The organism is Pantoea sp. X-Soil-OKNW-713 (assembly GCF_059730685.1).
Genome location: NZ_AP035995.1, coordinates 1,579,181 through 1,597,265 on the forward strand (window position 1 = coordinate 1,579,181; position 18,085 = coordinate 1,597,265).

Sequence of the window (18,085 nt, forward strand, 5' to 3'; positions counted from 1 at the left end):
ACGGATTGTGTCTGAAATGCACTGAAAGCTAGAGTAAGTGATGGGTTTGGAGTGTATTAAATTATCTGTCTGGATAGACGGTTTTCATACAAAGGATTGAAATCATGATCGAATCATCTACAATTAATAAATGGCAAACTCAAGAAATTGATAATTCAGGAAATGAGAGGGGCTCATCGTCATTAATAGTTGGTATTGTTGGGATTGATAATCCGCCTTCTTGCTCTAAAGTTGAAAGTAATTACCATAAGTCGCAGGTTGATGAACAACAGTTGCCTGACAATGTATTGGGGCATATAGCTAAGAATTTACCAGTTTCTGAACAGCGTGATAGCGTTTTGTATCCCTGGTTGCCAGAAACGTATAGGGACTTTTTGGATTGTGCAATAACTTTTAAGCTAGCTCCTGTGACTGTGGACTATCTGTCTGAATTATATTTAAAAGTACCGAAAGAATATAAAACTTATGCTATGGATGTCACTTCGGAGTATGTGATAAAACACATAAAATATACTAAATTGTTTTTTAAATTTTACGATGATCTTTCAAATAACAAAAAACTGCCTGCTTTCTTAATAGAAAGATTACAGATGGAATTAGTGAGTTCAATAGGGAATTTGCCGAAAGATGGAAGAGGAAAAGCATTGAGACATATTGTAATGTTTACTTCTTGTACTCCAGGGATTTTAAATGAGCTGGCAAAAACACTCAATGATGAATTTTATGAGTTCCCATATCAGTGTTTAACATGTGTAACGAGAAAAATGGAAGAGTTCGCAAAAAATAGCATTGATGTTTCTGATATAATCCAATCTATCAAAAACTATATTGAAACCATTTCGCCAGATATGATGTATGTTTGCTATCGACCTCAAATAGTCTCGCCGTTTTGTCAAGAGCTGCTATCACTAAGGTGACTGCTTCCTGAAAGGAATTGTGTGTTTTTTTAAAACTTATAAAGATATTTATGATGCTGGACCAGTCGTTTTGACCAAGAGCTTTATAGTATGATGGTAGGCATAATGGTTACACATCCTGGACGGAAACGGCGCTACACTGCACCCGCCTGCACGATTTGGATCTTAAAAATTTTGTAAGAGATGGATAGCGTAAGAAGGGCGCTCACGCCGCGTGGTATATGGGGTTGTGCCGTTTATAAGGGTTTGCACACTGCGCCATAAATTGCAGTGTTTTGCCAAAAACAGATTATTAATCCAAGCCAACTGGATGGATAACTTGATGTTTTAAAAAGGATCAAAATGCTTTCTGCAAGGATCCGGTTGGTGATTTGATTAAGCAGCCTGGAACCTGAGAATAATGTTAAAGCCAGTGTTAATGCGGGCTTCAGAGGTGCTGTGCGATTCTGGTATTTTGCAAAACATGGCGATCAGGATCTTAAAAAGGATCGGCCCGGAACAATCATAAAGGCAATACAGCAAGAGTTTACGTTGATGTAGAATTGTCCAACTTTCGTTAAAGGGATTTTTATCGATGGCATTGACATATCAACCGGCTGTTCAGTCTGTATTAATGTGTGATTTTAAAGGAATGGTTGAACCTGAAATGGTTAAGATCAGACCTGTAGTAGTGATTTCTAGAAACCGCCATAATCGGAAACTCGTTACTATCGATCCGATCAGTAGCACAGCTCCTTTATCTTTGAAGGAATGCCATTACGAATTACCCAATAACCCCATGCCGGGTAATGCACATGTACGTTCTTGGGCAAAGTGTGACATGGTTACAACGGTATCAATTGCCAGGCTTGATAGGGTTAAAGTTCGTAATGCACAAGGGCGAAATTACATTGTTCCCCAACTGAGCGATGATGATTTTGAACGCATAAGACAGGCTGTGCTTCATGGCATTGGGATGGGGCATTTGGCTCGTTGATGTGTTGACTCAAAGGTACAATTGCTCAATAATGTGTCTGTACCCTTATGGGACTTGTGAGACTTCCCTAACAGGAAGCCAGGTGCGGAAATACAGCGATGACAAGCTACCGCCCCTGTGAAAAGGCACCTTAATCGGTGCCTTTGTCATTTCTGAACCTCGCTAAAACGGCGGGGTTTTCGCTTTTAGGCTCGGCGCTTCAACAGATCGCGTTAAATGGTATGGCAACTCAAATTAATACCGCACTGCGAAAATCAAAGCAATAAGCAGTGATGTCGTGACCGCCCAAGGGCGGTTTTTTTGTTTTTGTTCTGGCGTGACTGTGCGGTCTGAATGCCACGCAGGCCTACCTCCCCAAGCTGTGATATTTGTCAGGCTAATATTTCATCGCTTCCCACGTACAGATATCCTGGAGATCCAGGAGAATGCCTAATGATTTTTCGGCTTATTAGTGGGGATATATACCGGTTATATTGTTAAAACTATCGCAACAGTATCTTCACAAATCACAACCGGGCCATCATCCGCGGCGTGTCGGGGAGTTCGTCACCTGTCACAGATGCGGGAAACGTTGGGGAAATATGAGTGACTACCGTTAGCAACTTTTGCCGGGAGAACTTAATGATTATTTCACTGGAGAAAAGTAACGCCCTACAACGCATGCTGAAAGGAGCGAAATATTTACTCCGCGGTGACAAAGCAATAGGGCTGGAAGTCAGACGTGATGACAAAACTCGCAAGCTAAAGGAAGTTAATTGCCGCAGTCTGGCACCACTGCTGCGCGATGGTCTGGTTGAGTTTGCCTATTTGCCAACTGATATCACACGGTACTATGAAGTCAGGCTGACAGAGGCGGGTGAGAGATTGGTAAGAGAACTGACTTAATGGACGCAACCTGTGCAAACGTTTGTTTGCACTGAATCGTCGCGGCGTAATTACGCTCGCCGCGACAATATACCTGGCTTGTTGTTATTGATTAAGCGACCGCTCATAGATATCGATGGCTGCCGTTATAATCGCACCCTGGGACATACCACCCTGGCTGGCGAGTAACTCAATCCGCGCAATAGTGTCCAAAGGAAGCTTATAGGTTTTGGGTTTGATGCCGCGCTTTTCATCGCTACGTTTCTGAATATCACTGGCTGATTGAATCATGATTAACCCCTTGGTATCAGGGACATGAACGGCTAAAAGTTCCCTTCTCATCCTGAGCACTTGCGTGATCCCGTAAAGCGTCTGGAACATCGAGTTAATTGTAGCTGATTTCGTGTTTTACTCTTTGTTTAGAAAAGTTTTTTTCAATTATGTGCACGACTTAAAAACTCCGAAATCGTGTACCCCGGAGGAAGAGGGGGAGCGAAGTCAGTCCCCCCTCAAGATGCGAATGTTTCTCTCTTGTTATGTTTCAGGGCGAAGATCAAACCAGTCAAAGATCATACTGGCAGTTGCCACCAACTTAACGTTATTGCTGTATATGTCATGTTGGGCATTGACCATTGCAACCTGGTTGTTATAGCGATCGTTTTCTGCCGTCAGCACATCCAGCAGGGTTCTTTTACCCAGGCGTAACCATTGCTCATAGTAAATTTTGCTCACCTGATCGGTTTCTTTACTCAGCTTCTGATATTCCCGGCTTTGTGCTTCGGCGGCATCGCGGCTTTGGGTCAGGTTATGCACCTGATACTCCATATCCATTTTGGTCTGGGCATACTGCGATTTTTTGGCTGAAGCACGGGCGGCAGACGCCTGAGCAGCCGCTTTTTCTGAACCGCCGGTAAAGGCATTCCACTGAACATTCAGGCCGGTGTACCACTGTCCGGCTTTGCCATTGCCATCTTTTGCCGTGCTTTTTGACACCACCCAGTTTAGCTGCGGCAGGCTGCTCGCTTTGGTTGCGGCAGTCAAGTGCTGAGCAGATTGCGCTTCCGCCTCGGCTTTTAACAGGGAGGGATGCTTGCTCACCCTGCTCATTACCAGGGCGGTCGAAATGGGCTGCATTGTCCAGTCGAGTTTTTCAGGTAACGTGACAGCATTGCCAGTCAGGCGTTGCAACATGATCTCTGATTGCCGACGCTGATCGTTAATTCGCTCCAGGGACGTTTCAGCGGAGAGCAGTTTGGCTCTGGCCTGCACCAGCTCACTGTAGCGGCCTGCATCCGTCTGGGTAATTTCACCCAGCATATTAACCAGCTCACGCATGCGCTTGACGTAACCCTGCGTAATTTTTTGATTTTGCTGATAACGGCTCAACTCAATCAACTGACTCAGGGTGTTGAAGGCAATCTGTTGTTTCTCAAATTCATATTGGTGCGCTGCGGCATGGGATTGCTGCGTCGCGCTGCCAATATTTTCGCGATTTTTCCCCCAGTCAAAAATTGTGGTGGTGACATTGACCGAAAAGCTACTGTCTTTCAGACGATTATTGGTCGTTTCACTGCCACCGCCAAAAGAGGCCATCGGTGCCGTGCTGCCCAGCTGAATCTGCGGCCAGCGCGCACCTTTTACCTGATCGATGTCGTAATTGGCCGCCGTTTTATCCGCTCCGGCAACCTGAATTTCCGGGCTGTAACTCAATGCCTGATTAACCATCTTCGCCAACAAAGTACGCGTGTCTTTGTTCATCACGGTATCGAAGGTGCCGGACTGGATGGCATCCGGTGAGGCAATCACCCCGGTGCTGCTGGCAAGTAGTGCCAGCGTAATGAATGTCTTGCGCATATTATTATCTCTCCCTGAATGCTTCGCGCGCTTTTAAAACCGGCTTGAGCAGGTAAGACAGGATGGTTTTTTCACCCGTTTTAATCTCTACACTGGCCGTCATTCCCGGAATAATGGGAAAATTTTTCTCTTTAACCTGTAAATCCGTGCCGTGCGTGCGGACGTAAACACGATAGTAAGTCGCATCTTCGCGGCCAGAGCGCATTTTGGTTTCATCAATAATGGTGTCGGGGCTGATACTCTCGATAACACCGTCGAGCCCACCATAAATGGCGAAGTCATACGCCGAGATTTTTACCGTGGCGGGTAGACCCGGACGTAGAAATGCCACTTCAGCGGGTTTGATACGCGTTTCCAGCAGCAGATTATCCTCAGAAGGGATCAGCGACATGATCTGCTCCCCACGAGAAATAACGCTGTCGATGGTCGTGGTTTTGATACTGTTAATGGTCCCTTTAACCGGTGCCGTAATCAGCGCATGGTTAATGACGTCCTTACGTCCTACCAGACGGGCTTCGACCTGCGCAAACTCGGACTCCAGTCGTGTTAACTCGCTGTTGGCATCAGAACGATATTTGTTGGTACGGTCGGCGATTTGCACCCGGAGATCATTCGCCTGACGACGCAAACGCAGGATTTCCATGTCAGAGATCAGTCCACGCTTCGCCAGCGGTTCGGACAGGCTCACCTCTTTTTCCGCCAGCTCGAGGTTATGTGAGAGGGAGCTGATGCTATCGTCCAGCAGCTTGCGTCGGGTTTGATACGCTTTGGTTTCGTCCTGAACAATAGTATGGAAATCTTTGATCTCTTCCGGGAAATCCAGTGGCAAGTCATAGGCTTCAGCACGGGCACGGGCGATGGAACCCTGAAGACCGTAGGACTTGGACAACTCCTCCTGATAGTTGGCTTCTGAGCGCGTTGAGTCGAGCCTCAGCAGCGGCTGTCCTTTTTCGACCAGTTGGCCTTCTTTTACGTACAGTTCCTGTAGTGTGCCATCCTCAAAACTCTCAATGGTTTGCTCATGGCTGGCAGGGATCACCTTAGCTTCGCCTTTGGTAACCTCTTCAACCACAGCAAAATGCGCCCACACCAGTGATGTTACAACCACAATCACCAGCAGCCAGAGCACCAGCATACTTTTTGGCGTCTTCTGCATAATGATGGCGTTTTGCAAATCGTCCAGGAAGGACATATCTTCCGCCTGAAGACGCGTTTTCGACTCTTTAGTGTTACGCATTCGTCGTCTCCTTACGTGGCGGTGCGGTGCGTGATGAATTTTTAGCTACTGAAGCCTGCGAGAGTTTGGCCATAATTTGCGCCTTAGGTCCGTCGGCCAGAATTCTCCCGTCTTCCAACACGATAATGCGATCGACCAGGCTCAACACCGGGATTCGATGGGTCACAACGACCAATGTTTTCTGTTGAATAACCTCCCTCAGACGAGCAATAAACTGCGCTTCTGAGTTGCTATCCATGGAGCTGGTGGGTTCGTCCATTAACATGATGGCCGGATCGAGCAGTAAGCATCGGGCAAGCGAAACTTGTTGTTTTTGCCCACCGGAAAGTCCTTGTCCCATTTCGCCGATCGGCATGTCATATCCTGCGGGATGGCGGCGGGCGATAGCGTCGATGCCGGCTAGTGCTGCGACTTGTAAAAAGCGTTCCGTGCTCACGGCGGGATTACCCATGATGATGTTTTCCCGCAGCGTTCCCTGGAACAGGCGATTGTCCTGACAAACATAGCCACAGGCGGAACGCCAGTCGGCGGGATCAATCTGGTTCACGTCAAGACCATCCATCGTCATCTTTCCTGCGGTGGGGAGGTAGAGACGGGCGAGGAGTTTTAACAGCGTCGATTTTCCACTACCAATGGTGCCTAAAATGGCTACTCGTTCGCCGGGGCGGATATTGAGATTCAACGGGTGCAGAATTTTCTCTGGCTCCTGGATCCCGGTTTTCGGGTAATGGAAGCCCACCTGACGCAATGCGATCTCGCCTTTGAGCGGTGGTGAGGGTAAGAAATGCGCCTGCTGGTCACGCTCTGTCGGCATCGCCATTAACTGGTTCAGGGAAATCAGGGCGGTTTTTGCCTGCTGATAGCGAATGGCTAACCCGACCACAGCCGCCAGCGGCGATAAAGAACGTCCGGAAAGAATCACCATCCCCACCAATGAACCCATAGTCAGGTCACCGGCATGAATCAGATACACACCCCACAGAACGATCAACACGGTACAAACCTGTTGCACGTAACTGACAAAGTTACTGGTCAGGGTTGAGAGGTAACGGGTTTTCATTGAAGAGGCGGCAGCCAGCGCGCTGAAGTCGTTCCAGCGTTTTTGCATCACGCCTTCACCTTTGGCCGCTTTGAGGGTTTCCAGCCCCACGATAGTTTCGATCACCAGCCCTTGTTTCTGCGAAATTTCACTGATGTTCTCTTTCATATAACGAGACAGTGGCCACTGGATCGCCACGGCAGCGATGATAATGACCGGGATCGCCATCATCGGTATAAACGCCAGTGGTCCACCGATGGCAAACATAATGGCGATAAACAGTAAACAGAAGGGAAGATCGGACAATGTCGCCAGGGTTGCTGAGGAGAGAAAATCCCTCACTGACTCAAATTCACGCAGTTGGTTAGCAAAAGAACCGGCCGACCGTGGTTTGCACTCCATACGGATCGCCAGTGTCTTGCGAAATAGCAGTGAACCCACCACCAGATCCGCTTTTTTCCCGGCGGAATCCACCAACCACGAACGGATTTGCTTCGCGGTGAACTCAAAGCTAATGGCGATCAGCACGCCAATCGCTAATGACCATAAGGTGGCGTAAGCACCGGTTGGCACAACGCGGTCATAAACGTTCATGGTGAAGAAGGTGGTCGACAAGGTCAGGATGTTGGCGAGCAGTGCTGCCAGCGCGGCGCTATAGAAATACTGGCGGTAACGCCATAGATTGGAAAATAGCCAGTGACCAGTTTGGTCGATCTCCGGCAGGATATCTTTTTCTCCGCGTGCAGTCGGCTGGATCTTCACTTTCGACAGCAAAGCAAACCCGGCTACTTCCTCTGCCATCGTCTCCGCAGAAAGATGGCGTATCTGGCCGTCAGCGGGCGACAGCAGCGTATACTGTTTGTCCTGCTTTTCCTGGAGGATGCAATATTCACCGCGTTTGTTGGTGATAATCAGTGGGTAGAGCGATTCTGACAGCATCAGAATATCGCGCTCAACCCAACCGGCCTGAATTCCGGCCTGCTCCAGCATGCGCACAGCAATATCGGGTGTGAGTCGTTCGCCGCGCGGCAGCCCAGCATAGAGCACGTCTTCACTGGCGGATTTCCCGTGGTGTTTCACCAGCCATGTGACGGCATGAAGTAAAGTATCAATCTCCGTCTTTTCAGCCGGAGGGGGACTTAGATTTTCTTTCATAATGGGTAAGTTCCAATCCTGGATAGTAATAATTCATTTCCTGGTTTTATTAGTCAGCATGTCAGGGGTATTAATCGGTCTGGTGTCAGGCGCGAATATAAAAACCCTATCACTAATATATTATTCCTATTACGCGAATTCTCTTTTGTGGAATAAGAATTTTCTTAATTTTTTATTGTTATAATTCAATATTAATTTTCTTTTTTTTACAAAGGCCATATCAGTCGTATCGTCCTTTAAGAACGACCCGGCATGATAGTTAGGTAAGAAATCTGATGCCTGTGATTAATTTGTGACATCTGATTAGGGTTGTTTTGTCATTATTAATAACTATAAATATCATAATGTTATTCTTGTTTTTGGTGCAAATATTTACCTTTGATAAAATACTTTACTCACAATAATTTCAGATATAAAGCTGCTTATAAATATACCTTTGTGATAAACGCGCCTTTATTATTTGCTGTGCTTACTTCCAGGAGGGGGTAATGCATGGAAAGAGTTTCTTCTCAACGTGTGACACCACGCGATGAATTGAATTATTGAATTAAGACACCAGGAAATGACTATGACATCCTCAACGTCAACAGGCGGAACGCTGAACAAAGCAGCGAACGGCGTTATTAAGGAAAATAACGTTGTTATTAAGGTTGAACCCTTAACCCAATTAACAATTCAGTCTCCACCACAAGGTCAGATTGAAATTCAGGCAGGCGAAGATATCGCCTCAATTCAAAGTCTCAAATTTGTTCGTCACGGCGACAACCTGGAAATTTTTACCGCAGATGGCGCACGCGCCGCGGTGATTATTGAAGGTTATTACGCCCAGGAAACCCCACCGGACATCTACGGTATTGACGAACAAGGTAATCGCTACACCTGGTCTTCCATCGGTGCCACCTCAATGGTTGCTGCATTGACCGACGGCGAAAGCAGCGTGCAGGAAGCAACTCCAGCAATGGAGGTCACTGCCGAGGCAGCTGAAGAGAAGCAGGAAGATGACGACAAAGGTGCGGCAGGTCTGTTCGGCCTTTCTCCTGGCTGGGCGGCAGCGGCAGCGGGTCTGGCAGCGGCAGCAATTGCCGGTGGTGTGATCGCCGCTACCGGCGGTGGCAAAGACGATGGCAACAGCAATAGCGGTAACAACGGTAATGGTGGCAACGGTGATGGTGGCAACGGTGGCGGCACCACAGGGCCGACCGGTACGCTGAGCAACATTCAGTTCATTAATGACAATGACCCCAATAATCCGACAGTCATCACGAATGGTATGACCAACGACAGCACACCAACCATTACCGGTAAGGTTGCGGGTGCAAAAGAGGGCGATCGCGTCGCGATAAAGGACGGTGATACGGTCTTAGGTTATGCGATAGTGGATAAAAACGGTGACTGGTCATTTACCCCGATTACCGACTTGGGCGAAGGCTCACACCAGATTACTGCTGAATTGCAGGACGCAGACGGAAATGCAGGCCACTCTCAGCAGGTTGATTTGATCATTGATACCACCGCGCCGGAAGCGCCAGGCAATATCACCGTGGATGGTAAACCCGCAGATAGCGAGAACATCACCGGAAACAACACGCCAACCATTGGTGGTGACGCCGAACCGGGCAGCAATATTACCATCACAGATGGCGAAGGAAATGTTATCGGTTCTGCTGTGGCAGATGAAGACGGCCACTGGGAAATTACTCCTAATCAACCAATTGGTGATGGTAATCAAGATCTTACCATCGATGTGACCGACCCCGCTGGTAACAACAGTTCTTCTGAGTTGCCAATCAACGTCGACACCATCCCACCAACCGGGACGCTGAGCGATATCCAGTTTATTAATGATAACGATCCGGCTAACCCAACAGCCATCACCAATGGTTCCACCAACGACACTACGCCGCTGATTACTGGCAAGGTCGATGGGGCTGAAAAAGGCGATCGTGTAGCCATTAAAGATGGCGGTACGCTGCTGGGTTATGCAGAAATTGATGCAGAGGGGAACTGGTCATTTACCCCGCAGAAACCGTTGGACGAAGGCCAACACCAGATCACCGCTGAATTGCAGGATGCTGCGGGCAATAGCGGAGACGCTCAGGATGTTGGTCTGAACATCGATACCACTCCGCCGGAAGCGCCAGGTAATATCACTATCGATGGTAAACCTAATGACGGTGAAAACATCACCGAAGGCAATACACCCACCATTGGCGGAAGCGGTGAGCCGGGCAACACCATTATCATTACCGATAAAGAAGGTAATCTGATTGGTTCTGCTGTTGTTGACGAAAATGGTGACTGGGAACTCACCCCGGACCAGCCGTTGGGCGATGGCAACAACGGCCTGGTCGTTACCGAGAAAGATCCCGCAGGTAACAGCAGTCCGTCGACAGATTTGCCGATGAACGTTGGTGGTGGCGGTTCGTCTGGCGGTGATACCGAAGGTCCGACCGGTACGCTGACCGATATCGTGATGACCAACGACAACGATCCGGAAAATCCTGTGGCGATCGGCGATGACGGCCTGACCAACGACCCAACCCCGGTGTTCAGCGGTAAAGTCGAGGGCGCACAGCCGGGCGACAAAGTGGTGATCAAACAGGGTGAGGATGTGCTGGGTGAAGTGGCGGTCGGCGAAGATGGCAGCTGGACCTGGACCCCGACGGAACCGCTGGGTGAGGGTGATAATAACCTGACCATTGAGTTGCAGGATGAGGCCGGAAATAGCGGTGCCAGCGAGCCGGTTTATGTGAACATTGATACGGAGGCACCTAATCCGCCAACCGATCTCACTATCGACGGTAACCCGGCAAACGGCACCAGCAACGAAAGTGCCAACAGCCAGCCGGTCATTGGCGGCAAGGCGGAACCGGGCAGTACCATCATCATCACTGATAGTGAAGGTAATGAAATTGGCTCGACGGTCGTGAATGCTGACGGCTCGTGGGAGCTGACTCCGAACAAGCCGCTGCCCGATGGTAACAACGGTCTGGTGATCACCGTGAAAGACCCGGCGGGTAACAGCAGCACAGCGACAGATTTGCCGATGAATATCGGTGACGGTACGCCGGGCGGTGATACCGAAGGTCCGACCGGTACGCTGACCGATATCGTGATGACCAACAACAACGATCCGGAAAATCCTGTGGCGATCGGCGATGACGGCCTGACCAACGACCCAACCCCGGTGTTCAGCGGTAAAGTCGAGGGCGCACAGCCGGGCGACAAAGTGGTGATCAAACAGGGTGAGGATGTGCTGGGTGAAGTGGCGGTCGGCGAAGATGGCAGCTGGACCTGGACCCCGACGGAACCGCTGGGAGAGGGTGATCACAACCTGACCATTGAGCTGCAGGATGAGGCCGGCAATAGCGGCGCCAGCGAGCCGGTTTATGTGAACATTGATACGGAGGCACCTAATCCGCCAACCGATCTCACTATCGACGGTAACCCGGCAAACGGCACCAGCAACGAAAGTGCCAACAGCCAGCCGGTCATTGGCGGCAAGGCGGAACCGGGCAGTACCATCATCATCACTGATAGTGAAGGTAATGAAATTGGCTCGACGGTCGTGAATGCTGACGGCTCGTGGGAGCTGACTCCGAACCAGCCGCTGCCCGATGGTAACAACGGTCTGGTGATCACTGTGAAAGACCCGGCGGGTAACAGCAGCACATCGACAGATCTGCCGATGAATATTGGTGACGGCTCATCGGGCGGTGATAATGAAGCTCCAACCGGTACCACCACCATTACGGCAGAAGACGACGATGGCAAGGTGATTAACGCCGATAACCCGACCAAAGACAACACCCCGACTTTCAAAGGTCAGGTGACGGGTGCCCAGGCAGACGATTACGTGGTCATCAAAGACGGTGACACGGTACTGGGAACAGCAACGATAAATGCAGACGGTAGCTGGGAGTTCACGGTGCCGGAAGGTGAGGCGCTGCAAGACGATGCTCATTCTATTACCGCCACTGTCACCGATAAGGATGGGAACGAAGGACAACCGTCCACTGCGCTGCAATATACTCAGGACACCGTACCGCCAACCGGAACCACCACCATTGCGGCCGAAGACAACGATGGTAAGGTGATCAACGCTGAGAACCCGACCAAAGACAGCACACCGACTTTCAAAGGTCAGGTGACGGGTGCCCAGGCAGACGATTACGTGGTCATCAAAGACGGTGACAAGGTACTGGGAACGGCGACGATAAATGCAGACGGAAGCTGGGAGTTCACGGTGCCGGAAGGTGAGGAACTGCAAGACGATGGTCACTCCATTACCGCTACTGTCACCGACAAAGCGGGTAACGAAGGACAACCATCCGCTGCGCTGGACTACACTCAGGACACCGTACCGCCAACCGGAACCACCACCATTGCGGCCGAAGACAACGATGGTAAGGTGATCAACGCTGAGAACCCGACCAAAGACAGCACACCGACTTTCAAAGGTCAGGTGACGGGTGCCCAGGCAGACGATTACGTGGTCATCAAAGACGGTGACAAAGTACTGGGAACGGCAACGATAAATGCAGACGGTAGCTGGGAGTTCACGGTGCCGGAAGGTGAGGAGCTGCAAGACGATGGCCACTCCATTACCGCCACTGTCACCGACAAGGCGGGCAACGAAGGGCAACCGTCCACTGCGCTTGAGTACACTCAGGACACCGTACCACCGACCAGCACCACCACGCTGACCATCGAAGACAATGATGGCAATGTGATTGACGCCGAGCACCCGACTAAAGACAACACGCCGACCTTCAAAGGTCAGCTCACGCCTCCTGAGAAGGGCGCTATTGTCATCATAAAAGACGGTGAAACCGTACTGGGTTCAGTTGTGGCGAACGACGACGGCACCTGGGAGTTCACGGTACCGGCAGGGAAGGAACTGGCTGAAAAGGATCACTCCATCACTGCCACCATCACCGATGCGGCAGGCAATGAGGGGACCACCACCGATCCGGTGAACTATGACCAGGATAACACCAACCCAGAACCGGCCACTGATGTCAAAGTGACCAATGACCAAACCGATACGGATGTCGGAGCGGGTGGTCTGACTAACGACAACACGCCAACATTGAGCGGCAAGGCTGAAGCAGGTTGCACGGTCTACATTTACGACAAAGATGGTAATGCGATTGCTTCTGTCGTCACTGAGGCGGATGGCAGCTGGCGTATCCAACTGCCGACGGTGTTAACCGATGGGCTGTACAACGAAATGACAGTTCAGGTCGTGGATCAAGCGGGTAACGCGTCAACTTCGACGCCGGTGCCTGACTTTACGGTGGATACCCTTAACACCAATAAAACCACGATTGAGACTGATGCGGAAGCGGCTGAATCGACACCAACCTTTAAAGGTCAGGTTGAGTTAGGTACAGAAGATACCGATTTCGCCAATATGACCATCACCATTTACGATCGCAATGGCCTTGTGATTGCCACAGGTATTCCGGTTAATGCGGATGGTAGCTGGGAATATACCGTACCGGACGACGAAGCACTCGGATCTGGCGCGCATAATATCTCGGCAGTGGTGGTTGATGCCGCTAACAACGAATCACAACCTGGCTATCTGAATGGTACTGAGGACGGAGGCTGGACGATTCCTGCGGTGCTCTACTCCGACGCAGGGGGCGGTGAAGGGGATATGTTCGGCTATGCCATGGTGGTTAGCGGTGAATATATTTACATCAGTGCACCAAATGGCGGCACAAACGCAGCCGGTCAGCCAACCAACCAGGGGATCATTTACGCCGTCAAAAAAGAATTTTCTTCCCTGTTAGATGGCAGCACCAGTATCGAGAAGTTATTCGCCGCGAACCCAGGCATGGGAACGATTATTTCGAATAATGGTGATGCTAAGGGGGATGGCCAACCTGATGTGAACAGCTATCAGGGTTATGGCATGAAAGCGCTGGACGGCGGCTGGGTGGCGATTTACATGCACGAAAAGGACACTGTCTACTTTGTGAAGGAATCGTTACTTACTGATAATAATTTCGATCTCAGTCTGATTTCTAACGCAGAGAATGGAAAGAGTCAGTATGGGTTCATGATGACCCTTGCCAATGGCCTTGACAGCTGGTTTGGTTTCAATGCCAATTCCATGGTGAATAAGGACGGCACGCTAACGTTCATGATCGGTGACATTCATGGGGCTCGTGAGCAGACAGGTAACATCACTACTGTCACCTTTAATCCGAATGGCACAAACCCGGATGGCAACTGGGCAAACATGCACCTGATCCGAGATCCGAATGACACGACGGACAATGCTGCCTGGGTTCCGCAAGAGACGCTTCCGGATGGTATGGTGATTGGTAAAATCGGCCATGAAAATACAAATGGCACAGTCGGTTCAACCCAAAGCTATAACTTTGGCACGGATATCGTGTACATGGGGGATGTTTTTGGCAATGGTTCTAACTATGTTGCCTTTATGGATGCGGCATCTGCTCATACCGGTGAATCTTACCGAGGATCCTGGTATTTCTATAAGATTCCAGATACCGGTTTGCCGAATGACTTCAGCATCGGTGATGTGGCCGACGAAGATTTAATTGTTATTGATAACATTGGTGCGGGGTATTTAAACCTCATTGCGAATGATGTACTCGGAGACTTTGGTAGCGATGAGTACAAGCCGATTGGCCATAACATTGCCATGCTCGGTCATTTCGGTAGTGGTGAGCACACGGATATTGCCATTGCTTCTGCTGGTGATTCCCAGGGTGGGTCTAACGGTAAGGTATGGATACTCCATAGTGACAAAATCACTGATGACATGACGATCGGTGTCAATACTGATAATCCGAAGTTTAACACCGATGTAGGTTATGCCATTGTCAGTAAAGTCCAGGCTGGCCGAGGTGATAAAGGAGAAGGCTTTGGTCTGAATGTCATTGGCGGTTATGACATGAATCGCGATGGTACTCAGGATCTTATCATCAGCGATCCGTTGGCAATGAAGGATGGTAAATGTGTGGGTGCCGTCTATATCGTCTACGGCGGTCATCAAGCGGACTATCTGCAATACCTGGCTTCGTTGGGTGCGGATGCGACGGGTGAGATTGATATTCAGGTCATCCTGAATAACGGTTGGGGCGAGGTCCACTACGGAAGTGTTGATAATCAGAGGTTTGGTTGGTCAGTTGAAGTCGTTGATATGAACAACGATGGTGCACCGGATATGTTGGTAGGTGCTCCTTCGCAGTTGGGAACGGACGCCACCAACACTGAAGGTGAAGCGACTAACCCGCAGTACAACGGCCAGGTGTACGTGGTTTACAACACCCATTCAGCCCCGGCTGAGGATGCTGCTCCGAGTTCTCGCAGCTACAGCTTGCCGGCTGATGAGCAAAACCATGACGATGGCGGTATCCCGCTGTTGCTGGATGGTGAACACCAGAACGTTGATCTGGCGGCCCTGACGGAGTCCCTGAAGGATACGCACAGCATCGATATGACTGACGGCAACAACACGCTGAAGGTGAATAACCAGACGCTGGATAGCTGGGAAGGCGCTGATGGTGATGCGCTGATTGTCAGCGGTGAGAATGGTCTGGTGCAGTTGACCGGTGGCATTGAGAACTGGCACAGCAACGGCACCGTGACCGTCGATGGTAAGGTTTATACGGAGTACCAGAGCAGCGGTATGGCGGAAGTACTGATTGAAGACAGGATTCACGTCAACATCCTGTAATCATTAAAGAAAGGAGAAACGGCCAGGCGTGGTGACACGCCTGGCTTTTTTGCTTCTTATCCCAGCGTACCTGTCAGACGCCGATGAAAATCGCTGCTGCGATTATCCAGCCCAATAAAGGTCACTTTCGCACCATGACGTTGATAGCGGTACTCAATCGCATCTAACGCCGCAACGCTGGAAGCATCCCAAATCTGTGCATGAGTCAAATCAATCGTCACCAATGCCGGATCGTGGGCATAATCAAAATGTTCAAACAGGTCATTGCTGCTGGCAAAGAACAATGGACCACGCACGGTATAATGAACCTGTTCTCCGTCTTCACTGAGTTGACGTTCGGCCTGGATCACATGGGCAATGCGGCGCGCGAACAGCATCATGGCGAGGATCACCCCCATTAACACCCCGATCGCCAGATTGCCGGTCCACACGGTAACGGCGACGGTCAGCAGCATCACCAGCGTTTCCGACCACGGCATACGTTTCAGCGTGGCGGGTTGCAGGCTATGCCAGTTGAGGGTTTTCACCGCGACGACCATCATAATGCCCGCCAGCACCACCATTGGAATCTGCGCCATTAACTTACTCAGGCCGGTCACCAACAGCAACAGCACCACGCCAGCGGCTACCGTCGACACTCGAGTGCGCGCTTTACCCAGCTCTACGTTAACAATGGTTTGACCAATCATGGCGCACCCGGCGATGCCACCATAAAATCCGGCAAGAATATTAGCAATGCCAAGACCCCATGATTCACGGCGTTTACTGGATGGGGTATCGGTGATGTCATCCACCAGTTTCGCCGTCAGCAGCGATTCCATCAGGCCGACAAAGGCGATACTCAACGCGGTGGGCCAGACAATTTGCAGCGTTTGCACATTCAGTGGCACCAGCAATTGAGTAAAGCCTGGTAATCCGGCGCTCATCGGGCCTTCATCACCCACGTTTGGTACCCGATAGCCCATCAGCAGCGCAATTGCGGTCACTACCACAATCGCTATCAACGGCGAAGGGATGCTTTTCAGCACTTTAGGCAGCAGCAGCACAATCGCCAGCGTCACCGCAAATAACACCCACACCAGGCCGGACTGCCCCCAGACATGCGGTACCTGGGCAAAAAAGATCAAAATCCCCAGCGCGTTGACGAAACCAATCATCACCGAACGCGGGATATAACGCATCATGCGTGCCATCCCGGCGAGACCAAACAGAATCTGGATCACGCCACCCAATATCACCGCGGGCAGAATATATTCCACGCCGTGCGCATGCACCATCGGGCCAATCACCAGCGCCACCGAACCCGCCGCCGCTGTCACCATCGCCGGACGGCCACCCAGCAGGGAAAGGGTCAGGCACAGCACCACGGACGCAACAAGGCTGACTTTGGGGTCCACTCCGGCGATCACCGAAAAGGAGATCACTTCAGGGATCAGGGCCAGTGCTGTAATCACGCCAGCCAGACATTCCCGGGTGAGTAAAACAGGCGAGCGTAAGACGCGGCTCACCGTGAGATCTTCAGTTGATTGGCTCATAAATTTTGCAGGCTCTTTTATTATGTTGCGCTTACCGCGAGGGTAAGGCAGTAACCAGATGCGAAACAGATAAGGGAAGGGATGTTACCGGTCAATGTGGCGGGATACCAGACTATCAACGCGAAGCGGCGCGATTTGTCGCGCAGTCCCGCAAAACCCGCGCGATAAATCGCGCGGTTACGCGCTTAAATGGCTAAATCGTCAGGTGTCTTATTCACCACTTTCTCCAACAACTGACGATAAATATTCAGTTGTGCCACATCACTCTCCTGCTCCAGTCGGGTAATCAGTACGGAGATAATGGCTTTATTGGTCACCGGCATACCTGTTTGCAGGATTTCGCCAATGATTTGAGCAAAGACCTCTGCGTTATAAGCCGCAGGTTTTAAAAATTCGGTTATATCCTGGTCGTTGCTGGTTACGGTGTTTTGCATGTGTACAGCCCTAAGATGTAAACCTGCTGATGATAAAACTTTCGCGCGGACAGGCGTGAAAGACCCCAATTCACCAAACTGACAAAAAAACACCTCTGCTGGTGGAAATCCACTAACACTTGCAGAGGCGACGCAATATGCATCATTCGTTACGAGACCGTTAAAAGGTCTATGGGGAATAAACTTATACAATGAGATTAAGTCTGTACAAGTAAAAACCTGATCATTTTGTGCTATTAATTAACTTACAGCCAGATATAGCGACTTTTTTGTGATGGAACTTATACAAGGAAGCTGTACAGATTCCTTGCTGGTGACAGATTTGCACTACAATTATCGGCGCGTATGGACACT

General features: G+C 50.2%; 10 protein-coding genes. 4 read left to right on the forward strand and 6 right to left on the reverse strand.

Annotation, left to right across the window (positions count from 1 at the left end; genetic code table 11):
* Nucleotides 1–104: 104 nt before the first annotated feature.
* From AC6I8R_RS07265 to AC6I8R_RS07275, 3 genes are all read left to right on the forward strand, one after another.
* Nucleotides 105–917, forward strand: coding sequence for a hypothetical protein (locus AC6I8R_RS07265; RefSeq protein ID WP_415175289.1), 813 nt, complete (start codon nt 105–107; stop codon nt 915–917).
* Between the two features lie 574 nt (nt 918–1,491).
* Nucleotides 1,492–1,893, forward strand: coding sequence for a type II toxin-antitoxin system PemK/MazF family toxin (locus AC6I8R_RS07270; protein WP_415175290.1), 402 nt, complete (start codon nt 1,492–1,494; stop codon nt 1,891–1,893).
* A gap of 621 nt (nt 1,894–2,514) precedes the next feature.
* Nucleotides 2,515–2,778, forward strand: coding sequence for a hypothetical protein (locus tag AC6I8R_RS07275; RefSeq protein WP_415175291.1), 264 nt, complete (start codon nt 2,515–2,517; stop codon nt 2,776–2,778).
* 84 nt (nt 2,779–2,862) lie between these two features.
* On the opposite strand, the gene AC6I8R_RS07280 is transcribed toward AC6I8R_RS07275, so the two are convergent.
* The 4 genes from AC6I8R_RS07280 to AC6I8R_RS07295 all read right to left on the reverse strand — a co-directional run bounded on the left by AC6I8R_RS07280 (nt 2,863) and on the right by AC6I8R_RS07295 (nt 8,042).
* On the reverse strand, nt 2,863–3,048 hold the full coding sequence (locus AC6I8R_RS07280; protein WP_208725211.1) for a ribbon-helix-helix protein, CopG family: 186 nt from the start codon (nt 3,046–3,048) through the stop codon (nt 2,863–2,865).
* 243 nt (nt 3,049–3,291) lie between these two features.
* Nucleotides 3,292–4,611 carry a TolC family protein gene (locus tag AC6I8R_RS07285; protein ID WP_497832063.1) on the reverse strand — a complete coding sequence of 440 codons (1,320 nt, stop codon included), beginning with the start codon at nt 4,609–4,611 and terminating at the stop codon, nt 3,292–3,294.
* A 4-nt stretch (nt 4,612–4,615) separates the two neighbouring features.
* Entirely contained in the window at nt 4,616–5,848 is a 1,233-nt protein-coding gene (locus AC6I8R_RS07290) for a beta-barrel domain-containing protein (RefSeq protein ID WP_497832064.1), read from the reverse strand.
* Entirely contained in the window at nt 5,841–8,042 is a 2,202-nt protein-coding gene (locus AC6I8R_RS07295) for a type I secretion system permease/ATPase (protein ID WP_415175293.1), read from the reverse strand. Before AC6I8R_RS07295 ends, AC6I8R_RS07290 begins: the two co-directional genes overlap by 8 nt.
* A gap of 568 nt (nt 8,043–8,610) precedes the next feature.
* Between AC6I8R_RS07295 and AC6I8R_RS07300 the strand changes: the two genes are divergently transcribed.
* Complete coding sequence (locus AC6I8R_RS07300) at nt 8,611–15,762, forward strand: Ig-like domain-containing protein (protein WP_497832065.1); 7,152 nt, start codon at nt 8,611–8,613, stop codon at nt 15,760–15,762.
* A gap of 56 nt (nt 15,763–15,818) precedes the next feature.
* Here AC6I8R_RS07300 and AC6I8R_RS07305 read toward each other — a convergent pair whose 3' ends face one another.
* Nucleotides 15,819–17,297: a SulP family inorganic anion transporter gene (locus AC6I8R_RS07305; protein WP_497832066.1), complete on the reverse strand. Its 1,479-nt coding sequence runs from the start codon at nt 17,295–17,297 to the stop codon at nt 15,819–15,821.
* A 185-nt stretch (nt 17,298–17,482) separates the two neighbouring features.
* The gene (locus AC6I8R_RS07310; protein ID WP_021186069.1) at nt 17,483–17,731 is read right to left on the reverse strand and encodes a biofilm/acid-resistance regulator YmgB/AriR; all 249 of its coding nucleotides are present in this window, start codon (nt 17,729–17,731) and stop codon (nt 17,483–17,485) included.
* Nucleotides 17,732–18,085: the final 354 nt, after the last annotated feature.